The sequence below is a fragment of the Neorhizobium sp. LMR1-1-1.1 genome (genome assembly GCF_040675795.1).
Classification (GTDB): domain Bacteria; phylum Pseudomonadota; class Alphaproteobacteria; order Rhizobiales; family Rhizobiaceae; genus Neorhizobium; species Neorhizobium cellulosilyticum.
The window spans coordinates 20,794-37,007 of sequence record NZ_JBEGHE010000026.1; the positions used below are offsets into that span (position 1 = coordinate 20,794).

Below are 16,214 nucleotides of genomic sequence, written 5' to 3' on the forward strand. Positions count from 1 at the left end.
CGTAGGATAGAATGAGCACGATACGACGCCAGTTATTCGGTCTTAGCGATCGTGTTCGAGCCTCTCCCCTGAAAGCGTGGAGCTTGGCTATTTGCGCGTTCATTGTCTCTCTTTATGTCAGGTTCCTCTCAGACCACCTGCTCCCGCCAGGCTTCCCCTATCTGACTTTTTTCCCCGCAGTCATCCTCACCACGTTCATGGCTGGCCTATGGCCCGGGGCCGTATGTGCTTTGGCCTGCGGCTTTGCTGCATGGTATTGGTTTATTCCCCCATCAGGAAACTTCGAGCTGAATGCGTCCGTCCTGGTCGCACTTGCATTTTATGCCGGCGTCGTCATCGTCGATATCCTTCTCATACAGGTGATGCACAAGGCGCTCGACAGTCTCCAGGATGAGCGTCGAAAAAGCGATGCACTTCTTGTTGAGCAAAAGCGTCTGCTCGGCGAACAGAGAGATAGAGAGCGGCAGCAACGTATCTTACAGCGCGAACTCTCTCATCGCATGAAAAATACGCTCGCGATGGTCCAGGCTGTCGTTTCGCAAAGCCTGCGCAATGCGACTGACACGAAGCTTGCAGCAGAGCAGGCATCCGCACGTATCCAGGCATTGGCCCTGGCGCAGGACGCGCTGACTGCGACAGACTGGGAAGCGGGTGACGTGGAAACTGTCGTCCGTACGGCGATTGCCCCTCATAATGACGGTCACAATCGGTTTGACATTTCCGGCCCATCAGTGGCAATCGCCGCACAACCTGCGCTCGGATTGGCGCTCGCTATCCATGAACTCGCCACCAATGCCACGAAATACGGAGCGCTGTCGGTACCGGATGGCAAGATCATTGTCCGCTGGCAGACGCCGGGTGACAACCAATTCCAGTTCAGTTGGACCGAAGCCAATGGGCCAGTCATTATGGAGCCAAAGCGCTCGGGATTTGGATCACGGCTCACCGAGCGGATTGTGCCTACCTACTTCAAGGGAAAAGCTCAGGCTACTTACCCCGCGGGAGGCTACGAATACCACCTTCGCGGCACCCTCGGCTCAGAATACGAAACATGACCGGACCGAACATTTTGCACTGTTAAGCCCAGGAACGTTCGCTGTGCTGCATCGTTGAAGACGTCAACTGTTGGAAGATCGAGCTGTATCCACCGTCGTCGCATTTGGTTAGCCCTCTGCGAATTTGAGACGGGGTGACGCCGAAGTCCTTTCCGCCGACCGGCTCTTCGCAGTTCATCAGCATGCCGGTCTTGCGGCGGACGTCGCGATAAAATTACTCCATCGTCAACGCCTTGCGATTTTCGGCCCTGGCCGGGAACTCTTCATGAGACACGAGGCGTTCCAGCACGTTGATCCATCACGGCGATGGTTGAGGATATTCACGGCGAGATCACGTTCGTGCAAAATTGCTTCCCTGAGACTGGCCACCGCTTGAGGATCTGTATCCGGACCTTCACCGAATTGGCTCTTCACGCCGGCCTGGACACTGGCTTACATCTTGATCGCTGTCGCAGGGTGGCTATCCACAGTTCTCGAAGGCTTCAATTCGACGGCCCGGCTTTGGAGGTCGCAGAAGCTTTTGAACTGGACTTGGACGCCAACATTCGTCGGTTCCGATTGCATCGCTCAGCGCTCCAGCGCCGAGTGCTGCGGCTAACAGCAAGATCCACTTTTCCAGGCCTGACCCTTACCACGCTTGTTCCGGCATCAATTCGGGAAAGCTTCATTCAGATCGGTGATCGCCTCGCAGGTCAGACGAGAAACCGGTCGGTCACCGACAAGGAAGAACAGCTTCACTGTTTCTTCAAGTTCCTCATAAGCATGAACCGCATCTTGCAGAGACTTACCCGAAACGATTGGCCCATGATTGGCAAGCAGCATTGCCTTGTGTCCACCGGCAAATTGACGAACCGCATCAGCAAGCTTTCCATCTCCGGGCCGATAATAGGGCACAAGCGGCAATCGGCCGATCCGCATCATTTGGTACGCGGTGAGCGGCGGAAGCACATCAGACGTGTCCTCATGGCAGAGGCATGACAGAGCAACTGCATGGGTGGAATGAAGGTGGACGATCGCGCTTGCTGCCGGCCGTTCCTGATAGACCGCCAGATGGAAGAAGGCCTCCTTCGACGGAGGGTCGCCGGCTACATGGGCACCCTCGGCCGAGACCTTCGATATCAGCGCGGGAGACAGAAAGCCCAGTGACGAATTTGTCGGCGTGACGAGGATCGTGCCGTCGTCCAGCTTTACCGAAAGGTTTCCGGCGCTTCCATGCGCAAGTCCGCGCCCGTAAAGAAGCGCGCCGAACCTCACGATATCTGCGCGTAGTTCATCCTCTGTCACCGCTTGCCCCCCGTTTCAGATTTTCCAATGCCTTGGCAAAGAAATCCGGCGCACCGAAATTGCCGGATTTGAGCGCTAGCGCAATCCTGCCTTTGCCGCCGATCAGGATCGGTACGCCCGGGTCGATTTCCGGCCCGATCGAAAGCGCTTCGAGATCGAGCGCCTGGGCGACCGCGCCGGATGTCTCGCCGCCTGCCACGACCAATCTGTTCACGCCACTTTCTACCAGCGAACGGGCTGCTTCGGCGAACAATCCGTCGAGCGTCGCGGCCACCTTTTCCCGGCCATAGCGCTTCTGCAGGCGCTCGACCTCCAATGGATCATCCGACGAAAAAAAGAGAGGTGCATTGCCACGATGAACTGACGCGAACTCGATAATTCGGCCTATGTCCAACCTTCCCGCCATAGCAGCTTCGACATCGAGCGCCATGGTCGGATGGCCTGCGGCATGGATGGCGATCTGCCGGCGGGTCGCATCCGAGCAGCTGCCGACCAGGATCACCTCGGGTCCGTCTACGCCGGAAAAGGCGCTGACCGCTCCCTTCGCCTTGCCGCTGCGCAGGAAGTTTGCCGGAAGGCCGATCGCGATGCCCGAACCGCCGGTCACAAGCCGCTGCCCTGCCGCCGCTCTGCCGAGCGTGACGAGGTCTTCGTCCAGCGAGGAATCGCAGATGACCATCGTCGTCCCGTCGGCGGCCGCGGCATCCAGCGCCGCCCTCACCGCTTCGCTTCCAGAGCGCACGGTCGCCGTGTTCACCAGCCCGACCGGATCGCGCGTCTGCTGTGCCAGCCAGCGCCGGATGTCGGAATCCGTCATCGGCGTCAGTGGATGGTGTCGCATGCTGGATTCGCTGAGCAGCCGATCCTGGACGAAGAGATGGCCCTGATGCACGGTGCGCCCGACCGTCGGGAAGGCAGGGCAGGCAATCACACCTTTCACACCGAGAGCAGCCGCGAGCGCCTCCGCTACAGGCCCGATATTGCCTTCCGGCGTAGAATCGAAAGTCGAGCAATATTTGAAGACAAATTGCTCGCAGCCTTGGTTGCGCAGCCATTCGAGCGCCGCAAGCGATTGTTCGACCGCATCCTCTACCGATGAGGAGCGGGTCTTGAGCGAGATGACCCCCGCTTCGACCGATCGGTCGGCCTTCACCTTGGGAACGCCGAGATATTGCGTGACCGCAAGTCCACCCTGCCCCGGCAAGCCCTTTGCAAGCGTGTTGGCTACGTCTCCGGCCCCGGTAAAATCGTCGGCGATAACTCCGAGCAGCATTGTCTAGTGCTCCTGCCTGTCCATCAACTGTTTCATTCGTGTCACCGCGCTGCCCGGCGCGGTCAGCACGGCGCAATCCACCGCTTCTCTGACCGGACCGGCCGCCCGCGCCGTTGAAAAATGGGCGAGCATGATGGCATCGCAGTCGCCAAGGCCATGCGCTGCATGGGCAACCCGTGCATCATGGTCGGCCGCATCGCCCTGCCGGAGCTTCTCGATCGCGCCATGCGCTATGACGGTGCGAAGTCGCGCCGAGCTTCCCGTCTCTGCCGCAAACTCGCGAAACTCGTCTTCCATCGTTGCGACTGCGGGGGCAAATGTCGCCACCATGCCGATGTCCGAGCCGGCCATGATCGCGGCGCGAAACATCGCCTCGTTGGGCATGAGGATCGGTATCCCTATCTCCGACGAAAGTCTGCGAATGGCCGGGCCGAAAGCGGAGCAGGTGATCAGGATACCATCTGCAGCGCCGGAAACGGCCTGCCGGCCGAGAGCGACGAAACGCTCGCTGAGGCCCGACGACAGTGGCCCAACCTCTCGCGCCCGGTCCAGTGACAGGCTCTCGTCGAGAATGTTGACGGCCTCGGCCTCCGGCCAGAGTTGCCGCATGGCATCGGTCACAGGCGCCATCGCAACCGGCGTGGCATAGAAGAGGAATATGCGCGGCTTGAACGTCATGGCGATCTCACTGCGCGGCCAGGAATGTACGGTCCTGCAGCCGGCGCATTTCCCAAAGCGACGAAGCCTGCGGCTCCTCCACCATGTCATAGGTGATGAGCGTACCCGCCGGGATATCCACCTTGGCGCAATTGCCGGTGAGAAGATGGGCGCAGGCGGGGTTTTCAAGCGCGACAGGCACCGCCGGGACGATGCGGGCCTTCAACATCGGGCTATGGTCATTGCCGAAGACTTCGCCCGCCTTGATGTCGCGCGCCGCGACCTTGACGAGATCGTAGCGGGGCCGATAATCATCCGATCCGGTATCGATGCCGAGCAGGCCCGCCATCAGCAGCGAGGTCGAGGTCTCGACGCCGCAAAGGTGATAAGGGCGGTAGATGACCGCGGTCGTCTCGTCATAGTTCGGGATCTGGCCCTTGGTCACAAGGACATGGTTGGAATAAGCATTATCGCACCGGACGACGAGAAAGACGCCGCCGCCGAGCCCTGATTCATCCGGGCGCCTGAGGCAGGTGGCGAGGTCGATCGTATCGACCTGTCCGAAAAGGCCGCCATTGGCGATTTCCGCATAGGCAACCGGGATTTCGGTGATGCGAAGGGCCGCATGGACGAGCGTATCGACGGCAGGCTTCATGCCGGTATAATTGGCCGCGACCGTGATCTCGCAGAGATCATAGGCGCCGGGCTGCGGCAGGCGCGCGAGAATGTCCTTACGCCTCGCGACATATTCGGCAGCCTGTCCCTCGGGGATCATGGCGAGCCATTTGCGATCCTCATCGGAGACGACAACCGTTTCGACATAGGGCTCATGGATCTTCTTGTCGGTCTTGATCGAGACCGTGCCGGCCGCCTCGTCATAGACGAATTCGCCATCGGTTGCCTTGCCACCGGAAATCACCGTCAGGCCGACCGATTTTGCCCATTCGTAGAACTGGATCAGCAGCCCGTGCTGATCTCCGTCGACGGGGGTGTAAATCACGCCCGCTTCCTTTGCCAGACGCTTCAGCATCGGGCCGACCGCGACGTCGCAATCCTTCGTTACCATCGCCACATGCTTGCCGGCCTCGATAGCCTGCATGGCATATCGCACGCTTGCCTCCGGCACGCCGCTGCACTCGCAGACGATATCGACGGCACCAATCGCGCCGATGAGTTCCGGCTTATCGGTAAAGATGGAATTGCCGCGCGCAAGCTCCCATTTTACCTGCTCTGCCGTTCCGGCATAGGCGACCTTGGCCATGTCGAAGCCCGCCTTCTCATAGGCACCGCGTGCGGCATCGATCGAAATGTCGGCAACAGCAACCACATTCAGCCGCGGCGTGACCGGAGCCTGGGTGACGATGGCAGTGCCGTAATTGCCGGCGCCGATAATGCCGACCTGAACTGCAGAAGCCTTGGCGAAGCTCGCGTAAAGATGGTGGTAAACCATTGTTTAAGATGTCCTTTTCATGCGCGTCCGGTGACGCTCTGGAGGATGCTGGACCTGCGGCAAGGCCGCATTGGATAGCGACGCGCAGCGATTGCCTGCATCTGGAATGAACATGCGATGTGGTCAGGCAGACCGGGCAATCCGCGAGACAGGATCGCCCCTTGCCGCCTCAGCCGATTTTCTTGGCCTGCGGCTCGTCCATCTGGTGTTCCTTGCCCGCGCGGTTTTTGAACAGCCACGGTGAGACCAGCAGCACGACGGTGATCAGGATAATCACCAACGCGATCGGGCTCTGGAAGAAGACGGCGACATTTCCGTCCGAGGCGACCAGGGTGCGGCGAATGCCACGCTCCAAGATGGGGCCAAGGATCATGCCGAGAACCAACGGTACCGGCGGGTAATCCAACTTCATCATCAGGTAACCCAGCACTCCAAAGCCGATCACCAGAGCCACCTCGAACATCGCATTGTTGATGCCGAAAATGCCAAAGACGATGATGGCGATGACCGCCGGGAACAGATAGCTCGGCCGCACGAAGGCACAGGTGGCGAGCACCGGCGTCAGGACGATGGTGATCGCGACCAGCGCGAGATTGCCGATGTAGAAGCTGCCGAAAATGGTCCAGACGAATTCCGACTGTGTCTGGAACAGCATCGGGCCGGGCTGCAGGCCGATCATCAGCAGGCCGCCCATCAGCACCGCCGTTGTACCGGAGCCTGGAATGCCGAGCGCGAACATCGGGATCATGTTGCCATAGGCGGCGCTGTTATTGGCCGCTTCGGGTGCTGCAACACCTTCCATCGCGCCATTGCCGAAGCGTTCGGGATGTTTCGAGGTGCGCTTGGCGAAGGCGTAGGAAATCATCGTGGCGGCGGTCGCGCCGGCGCCGGGCAGGATACCGATGAAGAAGCCGATCAGCGAGCCGGAGCCCAGTTCACGCCAGCATTGCAGCGTGCCGCGCACATCCGGCAGAAGTTCACGGAAGCGGAACCGGTTCTTCTCTTGCGGCTTTCCGATCGAAGGCGGTGTCGCATACATTTCCGCAAGGCCGAACAGACCGACCGCGATAATGGAGAATTCGATGCCGTCGAACAGCCGTACCTCGCCGAAATCGAAGCGCGGCAGGCCGACCATAGGGTCGAGCCCGATCGTGCCGATGAAGAGGCCGGTAAACAGCGACATCATCGCCTTGTTGAGATCGCGGCCGCCGAGCACGCTGACAAGCGACAGCGAGAAGATCATCAGCGCGGTCATCTCGATCGGCCCGAAGGCGATCGCGGCCTGGGCGATGGTGGTGGCAAAAGCGGTGAGCAGGATGAGGCCGATTAGTCCGCCGATGAAGGAGGCGGCAATACTCAATCCGAGTGCCGCGCCGGCCTTGCCGTTTCGGGCCAGCTTGTGGCCATCGATGACGGTCATGGTGGCAGAGGCATCGCCTGGAATGCCGAGCAGGATTGCGGTGACCGCGCCGCCATACTGGGCGCCGTAATAGACGGCCCCGAGTGCCGCGATCGCCGCCGTCCCATCAAAGCTGACGGCGACCGGCAGGAGGATTGCAACACCGGCGGTCGGTCCGAGGCCCGGCAAGGCTCCGATGAGAAGGCCGATGATGGCGCCAACCATGATGGCGGCGAGAACCGAGGGTTGCGATGCTGCGACCAATCCCTCGGCAAGCAAGTGCCATGATTCTAGCATGATATCTTCTCTTCTTCAGGGATCAGAGCAGCGGGATGGCGAGAACCACGCCAAACACGAGATAGAGTATGAATGCCATCCCAACGGCGATGGCGCTGACGGCCGCAATCGAGCGGGCGTCGCGCGCCCCGAATATGCAGCCGATGACGATCATCAGCGGCACGGAGGCGACCAGCATGCCGATGAATTGGGAGAGCAGGACGAAACCGACCAGTGCCAGACTGACCAGCCCGACCCGGACCACTTCCATCCGCTCGACGCTGCCGAGAAGGTCCGACTGTTTGGCGACCTTGAGAAAATTTAGCGCGGAAAAGAGTGCCAGTCCTGCCCCGATCCAGACGGGGAAGAAGCCGGCCGATGGCACGGAACCCTCCTGGTAGCCGTAACCGCTTCCCTGCCAGATCATGTAGAGGCCGAGCAGGCCGAAGATCGCAGAAAGACCAAGATCGAATGAACGTAAGGGTATCATCTACCGCGCCTCCCAAGCGTAGAGCATTTAAATTCGTGTGGAACTATCGGCCCCCAAGCTGATCGGGGGCCGCCAATCTCACTTGATCAGCCTCACTTGATCAGGCCGAGCTCGCGCATCAGCGTCTCGTAACGCTGCGAGGTGGCGACGATCTCCTCGCCGAACTGCTTGCTATCGAGGAAGAGCGGTATTTCGTTGAACCGGTCGACATACTGGCTGCGCCATTCCGGGCTTTCCGCCACGGTTTTCATCACGCCTTCCCAATAGGACACCGCTTCCGCCGGAACGTCCTTGGGCATGATTATGCCGCGAAGCTGGGTATGGACGATGTCATGCCCCAATTCTTCGAAGCTTGGAACCTGCGGAAGAGATCCCATCCGTTCCGCCGAGGTGACGGCAAGGGCCCGCATCTTGCCGGCATTGACCTGTTCTAGGATCTCGTTCGGATTGCCGAAGAGAAGATCGAGATGCTTGCCGAGAACCGCCGCCATCACCTCGCCCTCACCGTCATAGGGCACGACCTTGATCGAGCTGCCGAGCTGCTTGTTGAGGAGATGCGACAGAAGTGCCGGGTCGGAGACTGCACCGGCCGAACCGATCGTTAGCCCCTTGGCGCTCTTGAGGTCATCAATCGACTTGATCTTGGAATCTGCAAGCACAGCCAGAATGTAAGGCGAGCGTGCGATCGCCGCGAGCGGGGTAAAGTCCTTGTAGCTCAGCGGCATCTTGCCGAGCAGTGGCGTGGTGAAGAAGCTGACGCCAACGCCGCCGAGATAATAGGGATTGCCCTTGCGGGAACTGATATAGGAATAGCCGACAGCTCCCGACCCGCCCGGCCGGTTCTCCACCAGCATCTTGACCGGAATGAGCTTCTTTTCGTCGATCACCTTGGCCATGGTGCGTGCGACGATATCGCTGCCGCCACCTACGCCGAAAGCGACAATGTAATTGATGGTGTCGCTCGGATAGGCATTGGCCCGAGCCGTGCCGATTGCAAGCGACTGAGCTGCGACAAAGGCCGCGCTGCATCCGAGCAGCGTACGCCGTTTCATGCCCCTAGGGGTTTCGTGGGTGTCCAAGATATTTCCTCCCGATTTGAAACTCGGTCCTCGAGCCGATGCCGACAATCCCTTCCCGATTGCGGTTTGCCAACTTTGGACCCGTGAGCAGTGGCAAGGCAAGTATAATAATGATACCTATTGGTCTCTTGCAGTGACCAATAGGACGCTCGATGGATACGATCAACGATATCAATCTCCGACTGCTACAGACTTTCCTCGTCGTTGCGAACGAAGGAAGTTTTCGCCTCGCAGGTGAAAAGCTGAACCGGGCCCATTCAGCCGTCAGCATCCAGATCCGTCAGCTGGAGGAACAGCTTCAGGTGAAGCTCTTCGAGCGTACGACACGCAGCGTCAAACTGACGGAGGAAGGTGCCAAACTGCAGGGAAGTCTCAGGAAGGCGCATTTCGAGATACTGCATGGATTGCGGGAGATACGCGAAGCCGCAGATCTCAAGCGTGGACAGTTGTCACTCGCAAGCTCCTCTCATGTGGCCTCAGTTCATCTGCCTCCCATACTCACGCATTTCGTCAGCCAGTTTCCAGAAATCGCCGTCACGATACGTGAGTTGACTTCAGCCGATTTATATGAGGCCTTGCGCAAGCAAGAAGTCGATTTCGCGATCGGGCCGCATGGAACGGACAATGCCTTCGAATTCAGCCCGATACTGGTTGAACCGCTTCACGCGGTGGTCCATCCCCGCTTCGTCGGTCCTTCCAGAAAAACAATAACCTGGAAGGAAATTGCCCAATTCCCGATACTTCTGCCGGCCCCGCAGACTGCGATGCGCCGGATCGTCGATCAGGTGTTGCACGATAACGGTCTGGAAGAGACGAACCGCTACCAATTCATCCAGGCCGAGACGATAATTGCCATGGCGGAGGCGGGGCTCGGGATCGCTGTCCAGCCGAGTACGCGGCTTGCCAAGCATCCCCCTGTCACCGCGCGCGTGATGACCTTGACCGCCCCGCATATCCGAAGGGCCATGTCCCTAATCCGAATGAAGAAGCGGGATCTGTCTCCGGCGGCAAAACACTTGGCCGATACCATCATTCGTGAGGTGCGCCGGGTTACGGGCTATGTAGAAGGGGAGGATTTTTTCACGCATTGAAAGCTATAGGGGCGAATTTAGCTCTTGAACTGCTTCGTCCCTACGCCCCACACCTCCACTCGTTCAGCCATGGAGAAGCCGGTCCATTCGTGCAAGCGGGCGACCGCTTTATGACATAGACTGCGAATCGACTTTACATTCCTGAATATAATTAAGGTATAGCCCACGGTGCGAGTTGAAGCGAGTAGCGCCGTCTTCCGAATAAGGTGGATGGCGTCGATATCCGGCGCGAGACATTTATGATATCGCCAGGCGTACCGCTCATTCGCTCACGAAAGACGCCAATCACATTGGTATCTCCCAACCTCATAGTCACCTCGGTCTCAGACCCCACAGGCTAGATGAGCACGATTTCGCCAGAAACGCTTCCGCTACCTAAGTGTCAGTCAATCGAAAGTGTTCGGGATGAATCCCGTAAACGGCAGCCCGCCCCATAGTGGTGTCCATAGACCTAGGCAGGGGCATAACCACGCCGATGTTTGGAAGCTCGCTTTCGTTATCGTGCCATTAAGGAAATTCATCGACGGCGATCCGATGAAGCCCGCAACGAACTGGTTTGCCGGGCGGTCGTAGGGATCGAGCGGCGCACCGATCTGCTCTATCCTGCAGCGATTCATCACGACGATCCTGTCGGGGATGGTCATGGCCTCCACCTGATTGTGGGTGACCTAGAAGGTGGTCGTTTTCAGCTTATGATGCAGCGCCTTGATCTCGCCGCGCATAACGACGCGCAGCTTCGCGTCGACGTTCGACAGCGGCTCGTCGAATAGGAAAACCTGTGGATCACGGACCATCGCGCGGCCCATGGCGACGCGCTGTCGCTGGCCGCCGGAGAGCTGGCGCGGATAGCGACCTAGAAGATTGGTAAGACCCGGTATGCTGGCCGCCCAATTCACCCGCTCCGCGACTTCGGCTTTGGTGGCACCGCGGTGCTCCAGCGAAAAGCCCATATTCGTCGCCACCGTCATACTCGGATATAGCGCATCGGACTGGAAGACCATGGCGACGTGACGATCCTTCGGATCGAGATCATTGACCCTCCGGTCGAGGTCGACACTGTGAATGGTCTTCACGCCGCCATAACTCTTGCGGATGTCTGAGCCGCAGCATGACCCAAACAAACTAGCATAGCAAAAAAGAGGCCGTAAACAGGATAGTACCTTGCGCTTTGGCAACGACAGTCGCTTTCGTGCGTTGAAACAGTGAACAACCGGGAGGTGGATATGCGGGAAGTGATGCGTTTCGAGCTACTTGCAAAACTAGGCTATGCCGCCCGCGGCATTGTGTTTCTTCTCGTTGCTGTTCTGGCACTCTTCTCAGGTATGGCCGGTGGGCAGCCAGAAACGAAAACAGCGATCTCCACGCTGCTCCAACAGCCACTCGGCCGCGTCTGGGTTGGATTGATTGGTGTTGGTCTCCTCGGCTTTGTGGCCTGGCGGCTGGCCCAGTCGATCGCTGATGCCGATGGGCAGGGTAACGACGGCAAAGCTATGATAATACGGGCTGCGCTGCTTGGTAGCGCAGTTACTTACACTGGTCTCGCCGTATATGCCCTCGGTCACGCGGTCAGTGCGAGCGGCGATAGCGGTGGATCAGAAGAGAAAGGGCTCGCCCAATGGGTAATGTCGCAGCCCTTCGGCTCGTATGTGGCAATCGCGATTGGGATCGGACTGATGGTGGGAGGCATTGTCACTGGAGCTAAAGGCGCTCTCCGAAAATTCGAGAAGTATGTCCAGTTCCCCGATCGTAGCGGAGTGCTTTCTTACATCTGCGTGTATGGTCTCATGGCACGAGGTGCGGTGTTCTCTGTCACGGGGATATTGTTTGCGTACGCTGGCTTCAAGGTCGATCCAGATCAGGCGGGAGGTATCGCGGACGCGCTTGAGTGGCTCCGCGAACTACCTTTCGGCTCTGTCCTTTATGTCGTCATTGCAATCGGTCTAGCCGCATTCGGGGTCTATAACCTAATTGCTGCTAAATATCGCACCGTCAAAGGGCCAAGGCTCAATGATGTGAAGCGCGGGGCTCCCCTGAACCTACGACACTAAGGAAGCGGCTCGCGTTATGCTTGAAGGACAAAAACTCCCATGAACTCATCGTCGATCTTCAACGTAGACCAACTCAACACGATCAGAGACGCGCATCTGGAATGGTGTGCTGAAAATTCGGTCGACCCGAAAAGCCCGTTCGGAGAAGAAGCGGCCGCTTTTTTGATCAAAGCGTTCGACGTCGAGCACAACAGTGTCGATGGCCTGATCGCGGCGCTTGATCACTATGTGATGGAACGTGGGAGCCATGTGCGGGTCGGATCAACAAGCATACCCTCAACGGAATGATCGCAGCGGCATGTGCGGAAGCTCAATGCATACCGACTTTTCCGCTCCCAAAACGCGATTTCGCCTTCGCTATCATCCGCTATCATCCGCCATCATCCGATTCGTCCCTGGCTGCTTTGAAGTTAGCCATTATCCGGAGCGTGGCAAACGTGACTATCGAGAGAACAATTGCGGTGTCATAGGCTCCAAGTCCGACCGCGGTACCGATCGCGCCCGTCGCCCATATGCTTGCGGCAGTCGCCGTCCCGCGTGTTCCAAGTTTCCCTACAAGGATGGCTCCGCCGCCAATAAAGCCGACGCCGTTGATAATACCTTCGACGATGCGAGCCGTCGCCTCGGCATTTCCAACAGTAACGGTTTCCGCAGCCTGAACGAACCCGCAGGCGGCGATAGCGACAAGAGGAAAGGTGCGCAAACCCGCGCTCCGTTCGTTTTTCTCACGATCCCAAGCGATCGGCAGCGCAAGGACATATGCGATAAGCAACGTGATCAGGTGTGGGAAGATATCGAGTTCCACACCCATAGAAGCCAACCACTCGCTCACGTTCGCTCCTTTTTGAAGGTGACAATGCGGTAAATGTAATAGCCGACCAAAATAATCAGGACGGCTGTCGAAACGGGATCCACAAAGTCTTGGATCACGCTGTATGCCTGTCCCAAGAAATAGCCTGCCAAAGCCAACGCCGCCGTCCATACAAGCGTGCCAATCGACGAAAAAAGAAGAAAAGTCCCCAATGGCATATTGGCAACGCCAGCGGGAACGGAGATGAGTGTCCGCACCGTGGGGATGAGCCTTCCCAGAAGGACCGAAGAATTTCCGTGCCGCTTGAAACGGTCAGAGGCTGCATCGACATCGGATGGCGACATGGTGAGCCAACGACCATGGCTAGCCGCCAGACGACGAACGCCGTCGTGGCCGAGCCGACGCCCAACACAGTACCAGGGGAGTGTACCGAGCAGGGAACCTACCGTTCCGGAGGCGATCACGACAGAGATATTCATGTCTCCCCGCGTTGCCAGATAACCCGCAAGAGGCATGATCAACTCAGACGGTATTGGCGGGAAGACGTTCTCAAGGAACATGAGTAGGCCAATGCCGAATGGGCCAAGGCGCTGCATCATCATTTGCACGAAAGCTTCCATGATGCACCTAAGCAGCGAAGGCGTAGGGACCGCCCTTTTCGAGCGCATTGATATAGGCAGGCCGGGCATGGATGCGTTCCAGCCATGCTGTTATGGCCGGTCTATCCTCAGCCAGGGTTCCTCGCACATTAGCAGCCTCAAGCGGAAAACTCATCATCACGTCCGCTGCGCTGATCTGGTCGCCCGCAAACCAAGGCCTGGCAGCGAGGTGCCATTCAATGAAGTCCAGATGCGTATCCAGCATAGGCTGAATGCGCTTTGTCGCGACGCGGCCCAAGATCGGGATCTTGGAAACAACCAGCAGTGCGAAGAGGACTGGCATCACAGAACCCTCTGCATAATGAAGGAACTGACGATACAAGAGAGCGTCTATTGCCGCGTTGGGTCCGAACCGACCATCCGCTCGCTCGACAAGATACTCGCAGATCGCTCCAGTCTCGATCAGAATACACCTCTGACCATTCGCACCCACATCCTCTAAAATGGGTGATTTGCCGAGGGGATGAATCGCGTTCAGATCCTTAGGTGCAGACATGTCGGAGCTCCGGCGATAACGCCGGATCTCGTAGCCAAGCCCGAGCTCTTCAAGCAACCAAAGGATGCGTTGCGATCGGCTGTTATTCAGATGGTGGACAATCAACATGCCTGGCCACGCCCCTACATCTGGACCTTGGCGTTATCCCCCATGTCCGGACGGGAACTGCTGACAGCCGCCGCCGCCATTTTGATATAGCTGATGATGGTGCCCGGGCTGTCCCAGTATTCTGCGAAGGACGGCGTCACCTTGAGAATGCGGATCGACGGATCCTCGGCGTTATCCCACCAAGCCTTCGCAGGCGTCGCCCATAGATCGCGGATTTTCTCACGGTCATTCTGGATTTCGGCCGTTCCGGAGACTGAAACGTACTTTTGGCCCCTCGAGTCAGCAAAGGCGAGGCACACGTTTGGATATCGCGCGATCTCTTCATCCTTATGGCTCGCCACGTCGGTCAAAAAATAAAACGCGTTGTCGATGCGCTCGCTGTATGCAGACATTGGACGCGCTCGCAGATCGGAGCCGCTTTGCGTCGTCAGCATGCAGAACCCGATTTTTTCCGCCAGGTCCCAAACCGTTGAAATCTGATCTTCTTCGTGCGCCATAGTGGTCTCCTGTGTGACGCCAGAGAACGGGCGCTGCGAGTAAATGTTCCGCCGGGGCAATCATCTCTCTACCGAGTATCTCCGAAATGACACCAGTGCGCCCTGGATATCCTATAGCTGGACGTAGATCTTAACCTAAGCTCACGGGTTGGCACCGAAGTCGGGCACCGTCAATTGCGCCGCCGTCTCCCCGAGTGGACGCCGACGCCCTGATCCTTTGGAGCCGATATTCGAGGCAGAAGTCGTCCCGCTCCTGAAGGCCGCACCCGGCATCCTTGCTGTCGCCGTCTACAACGAGATGCTGCGCCGACATCCAGAACTGTCTGAAGGTATCCGTCGTACGCTTGAACGACGGATCCGGTCGTGGCGTGCTGTCCATGGCGAGGCGCAGGAAGTCATCTTCCGCCAGACGCACGAGCCAGGCCGGTTAGGCCTGTCGGATTTTACCGACGCCAGCCGCCTTGGTGTAACGATCGCCGGCCAGCCACTTGATCACCTGTTCTATCACTTCCGGCTTGTCTGGTCCGGCTTCGAACATGCCCACGTCATTCTCGGCGGAGAAAGCTTTGTCGCGCTGGCTGAAGGGCTTCAAAATGCTCTGTGGTCCGTGGGCGGTACGCCGCTGAGCGACAGCCTCTCGGCGGCATTCCGCAACCTCGACGCCGATGCCAAGGTCGATCTTACACACCGATACGATCAGCTTTGCTCCCATTATCGAATGACGTCAACGCGCAACAACAAAGGCGTCGCGCATGAGAACGGCTCGATCGAAAGCTCCCATGGCCATCTCAAGAACGCCGTTCATGATGCCCTGCTGATGAGGGGGACCAAGGAATTCGACGACCTCGGCTCTTATCGCGCCTTTGTCGATGAGATCGTCAGCCGTCGTAATGCTGCCCATGGTAAGCGCATTGATGCAGAACGATCCCATCTGCAAGCGCTGCCCGAGCGGCGGACCACGGACTTCGAAGAGATTGTCGTCACGGTGTCCCGGACCGGTGGCTTCACCCTGCGCAAAGTCTTCTACACCGTGCCGTCCCGCCTGATCGGCCACAGGCTACGAGTTCGCTTGTTCGACGATCGGCTGGATGTCTTCGTCGGCGGTACGCACCTGATGACGTTGCGCCGCGGACGCGGCCATCGTGTCTAAACCAAAAACAATTGTGCTAAAGAGGGGAACGGCTCAGCAATAAAGCGGAACAATTCCCCTCTTCTGGGTCGCCAACTCTGTCAATGTATTCGCAATACCCCCGCGAGTGCGAATAGTGTCGGCTGGCACCCTGATATTATTGAATAGTTGAGCCTGTTGTCGCAATTCCGAGAGTGCCCGCAAGAACCGCATCAGGTGTCATACCAAGTTCTGATGTTATCGCATCGAGAGTTGCGGCCAGTTGTTCTTCGACCTGCGTCGCCTTTATCATCCCGGCACATCCCCTTGCGTAGATCACTAGTCTGGCGAGGGCAGCCAGTTCCTGTTGTCTTTCAGTCGTGTCGTCAATCACTGCGATCCTCCGGGTTTGTGCAGATCGTAATCCCGGAGG

Annotated in this window: 17 protein-coding genes and 2 pseudogenes; 6 read left to right on the top strand and 13 right to left on the bottom strand. The window is 58.3% G+C overall.

All coding sequences use genetic code 11. The features are described from left to right. Positions 1-11: 11 nt before the first annotated feature. Entirely contained in the window at positions 12-1,055 is a 1,044-nt protein-coding gene (locus MRBLMR1_RS18515) for an HWE histidine kinase domain-containing protein (RefSeq protein WP_500065566.1), read from the top strand. A gap of 439 nt (positions 1,056-1,494) precedes the next feature. Further along, positions 1,495-1,653: a hypothetical protein gene (locus tag MRBLMR1_RS18520; protein ID WP_500065568.1), complete on the top strand. Its 159-nt coding sequence runs from the start codon at positions 1,495-1,497 to the stop codon at positions 1,651-1,653. 50 nt (positions 1,654-1,703) lie between these two features. Here the strand turns inward: MRBLMR1_RS18520 and otnC are convergent, their stop codons facing one another. The 7 genes from otnC to MRBLMR1_RS18555 form a co-directional block, all read right to left on the bottom strand. Then, positions 1,704-2,339 carry a 3-oxo-tetronate 4-phosphate decarboxylase gene (gene otnC / locus MRBLMR1_RS18525; protein WP_148147190.1) on the bottom strand — a complete coding sequence of 212 codons (636 nt, stop codon included), beginning with the start codon at positions 2,337-2,339 and terminating at the stop codon, positions 1,704-1,706. Beyond that, complete coding sequence (otnK, locus tag MRBLMR1_RS18530) at positions 2,326-3,612, bottom strand: 3-oxo-tetronate kinase (protein WP_500065570.1); 1,287 nt, start codon at positions 3,610-3,612, stop codon at positions 2,326-2,328. The genes otnC and otnK overlap by 14 nt, the downstream gene beginning before the upstream one ends. A gap of 3 nt (positions 3,613-3,615) precedes the next feature. Further along, positions 3,616-4,290, bottom strand: a complete 675-nt coding sequence (locus MRBLMR1_RS18535) for an aspartate/glutamate racemase family protein (protein WP_500065572.1) — start codon at positions 4,288-4,290, stop codon at positions 3,616-3,618. A gap of 7 nt (positions 4,291-4,297) precedes the next feature. Next, on the bottom strand, positions 4,298-5,719 hold the full coding sequence (locus MRBLMR1_RS18540; RefSeq protein WP_500065574.1) for an NAD(P)H-dependent oxidoreductase: 1,422 nt from the start codon (positions 5,717-5,719) through the stop codon (positions 4,298-4,300). Between the two features lie 169 nt (positions 5,720-5,888). After that, positions 5,889-7,415 (bottom strand): tripartite tricarboxylate transporter permease, encoded by a 1,527-nt coding sequence (locus tag MRBLMR1_RS18545; protein WP_500065575.1) that lies wholly within the window; start codon positions 7,413-7,415, stop codon positions 5,889-5,891. A 22-nt stretch (positions 7,416-7,437) separates the two neighbouring features. Beyond that, the gene (locus tag MRBLMR1_RS18550) at positions 7,438-7,884 is read right to left on the bottom strand and encodes a tripartite tricarboxylate transporter TctB family protein (RefSeq protein WP_206828277.1); all 447 of its coding nucleotides are present in this window, start codon (positions 7,882-7,884) and stop codon (positions 7,438-7,440) included. A 92-nt stretch (positions 7,885-7,976) separates the two neighbouring features. After that, positions 7,977-8,936, bottom strand: coding sequence for a Bug family tripartite tricarboxylate transporter substrate binding protein (locus MRBLMR1_RS18555; RefSeq protein ID WP_148147196.1), 960 nt, complete (start codon positions 8,934-8,936; stop codon positions 7,977-7,979). A gap of 179 nt (positions 8,937-9,115) precedes the next feature. Here MRBLMR1_RS18555 and MRBLMR1_RS18560 point away from each other — a divergent pair, with 179 nt between their 5' ends. Next, positions 9,116-10,054, top strand: coding sequence for a LysR family transcriptional regulator (locus MRBLMR1_RS18560; protein ID WP_148147197.1), 939 nt, complete (start codon positions 9,116-9,118; stop codon positions 10,052-10,054). 203 nt (positions 10,055-10,257) lie between these two features. Here the strand turns inward: MRBLMR1_RS18560 and MRBLMR1_RS18565 are convergent. After that, positions 10,258-11,175 (bottom strand): annotated as a pseudogene (locus MRBLMR1_RS18565) (ABC transporter ATP-binding protein); the annotation flags it as partial. Between the two features lie 102 nt (positions 11,176-11,277). Here MRBLMR1_RS18565 and MRBLMR1_RS18570 point away from each other — a divergent pair. Next, complete coding sequence (locus tag MRBLMR1_RS18570) at positions 11,278-12,102, top strand: DUF1206 domain-containing protein (protein ID WP_500065578.1); 825 nt, start codon at positions 11,278-11,280, stop codon at positions 12,100-12,102. Between the two features lie 39 nt (positions 12,103-12,141). Beyond that, positions 12,142-12,390 carry a hypothetical protein gene (locus tag MRBLMR1_RS18575; RefSeq protein ID WP_148147199.1) on the top strand — a complete coding sequence of 83 codons (249 nt, stop codon included), beginning with the start codon at positions 12,142-12,144 and terminating at the stop codon, positions 12,388-12,390. A gap of 82 nt (positions 12,391-12,472) precedes the next feature. On the opposite strand, the gene MRBLMR1_RS18580 is transcribed toward MRBLMR1_RS18575, so the two are convergent. Genes MRBLMR1_RS18580 through MRBLMR1_RS18595 form a run of 4 tightly spaced genes read right to left on the bottom strand, consistent with a single transcriptional unit; the run spans position 12,473 to position 14,673 of the window. Then, positions 12,473-12,913 (bottom strand): MgtC/SapB family protein, encoded by a 441-nt coding sequence (locus tag MRBLMR1_RS18580; RefSeq protein WP_148147206.1) that lies wholly within the window; start codon positions 12,911-12,913, stop codon positions 12,473-12,475. 17 nt (positions 12,914-12,930) lie between these two features. Next, positions 12,931-13,533, bottom strand: coding sequence for a DedA family protein (locus MRBLMR1_RS18585; protein ID WP_500065579.1), 603 nt, complete (start codon positions 13,531-13,533; stop codon positions 12,931-12,933). 7 nt (positions 13,534-13,540) lie between these two features. Continuing rightward, complete coding sequence (locus MRBLMR1_RS18590; protein WP_500065581.1) at positions 13,541-14,176, bottom strand: glutathione S-transferase N-terminal domain-containing protein; 636 nt, start codon at positions 14,174-14,176, stop codon at positions 13,541-13,543. 14 nt (positions 14,177-14,190) lie between these two features. Continuing rightward, positions 14,191-14,673 (bottom strand): pyridoxamine 5'-phosphate oxidase family protein, encoded by a 483-nt coding sequence (locus MRBLMR1_RS18595; protein WP_500065582.1) that lies wholly within the window; start codon positions 14,671-14,673, stop codon positions 14,191-14,193. 199 nt (positions 14,674-14,872) lie between these two features. Here MRBLMR1_RS18595 and istA point away from each other — a divergent pair. After that, positions 14,873-15,811, top strand: a pseudogene (gene istA / locus MRBLMR1_RS18600) (IS21 family transposase); the annotation flags it as partial. Positions 15,812-15,959: 148 nt separating this feature from the next. Here istA and MRBLMR1_RS18605 read toward each other — a convergent pair. Next, positions 15,960-16,175: a hypothetical protein gene (locus tag MRBLMR1_RS18605; RefSeq protein ID WP_500065584.1), complete on the bottom strand. Its 216-nt coding sequence runs from the start codon at positions 16,173-16,175 to the stop codon at positions 15,960-15,962. Between the last annotated feature and the right edge of the window lie 39 nt (positions 16,176-16,214).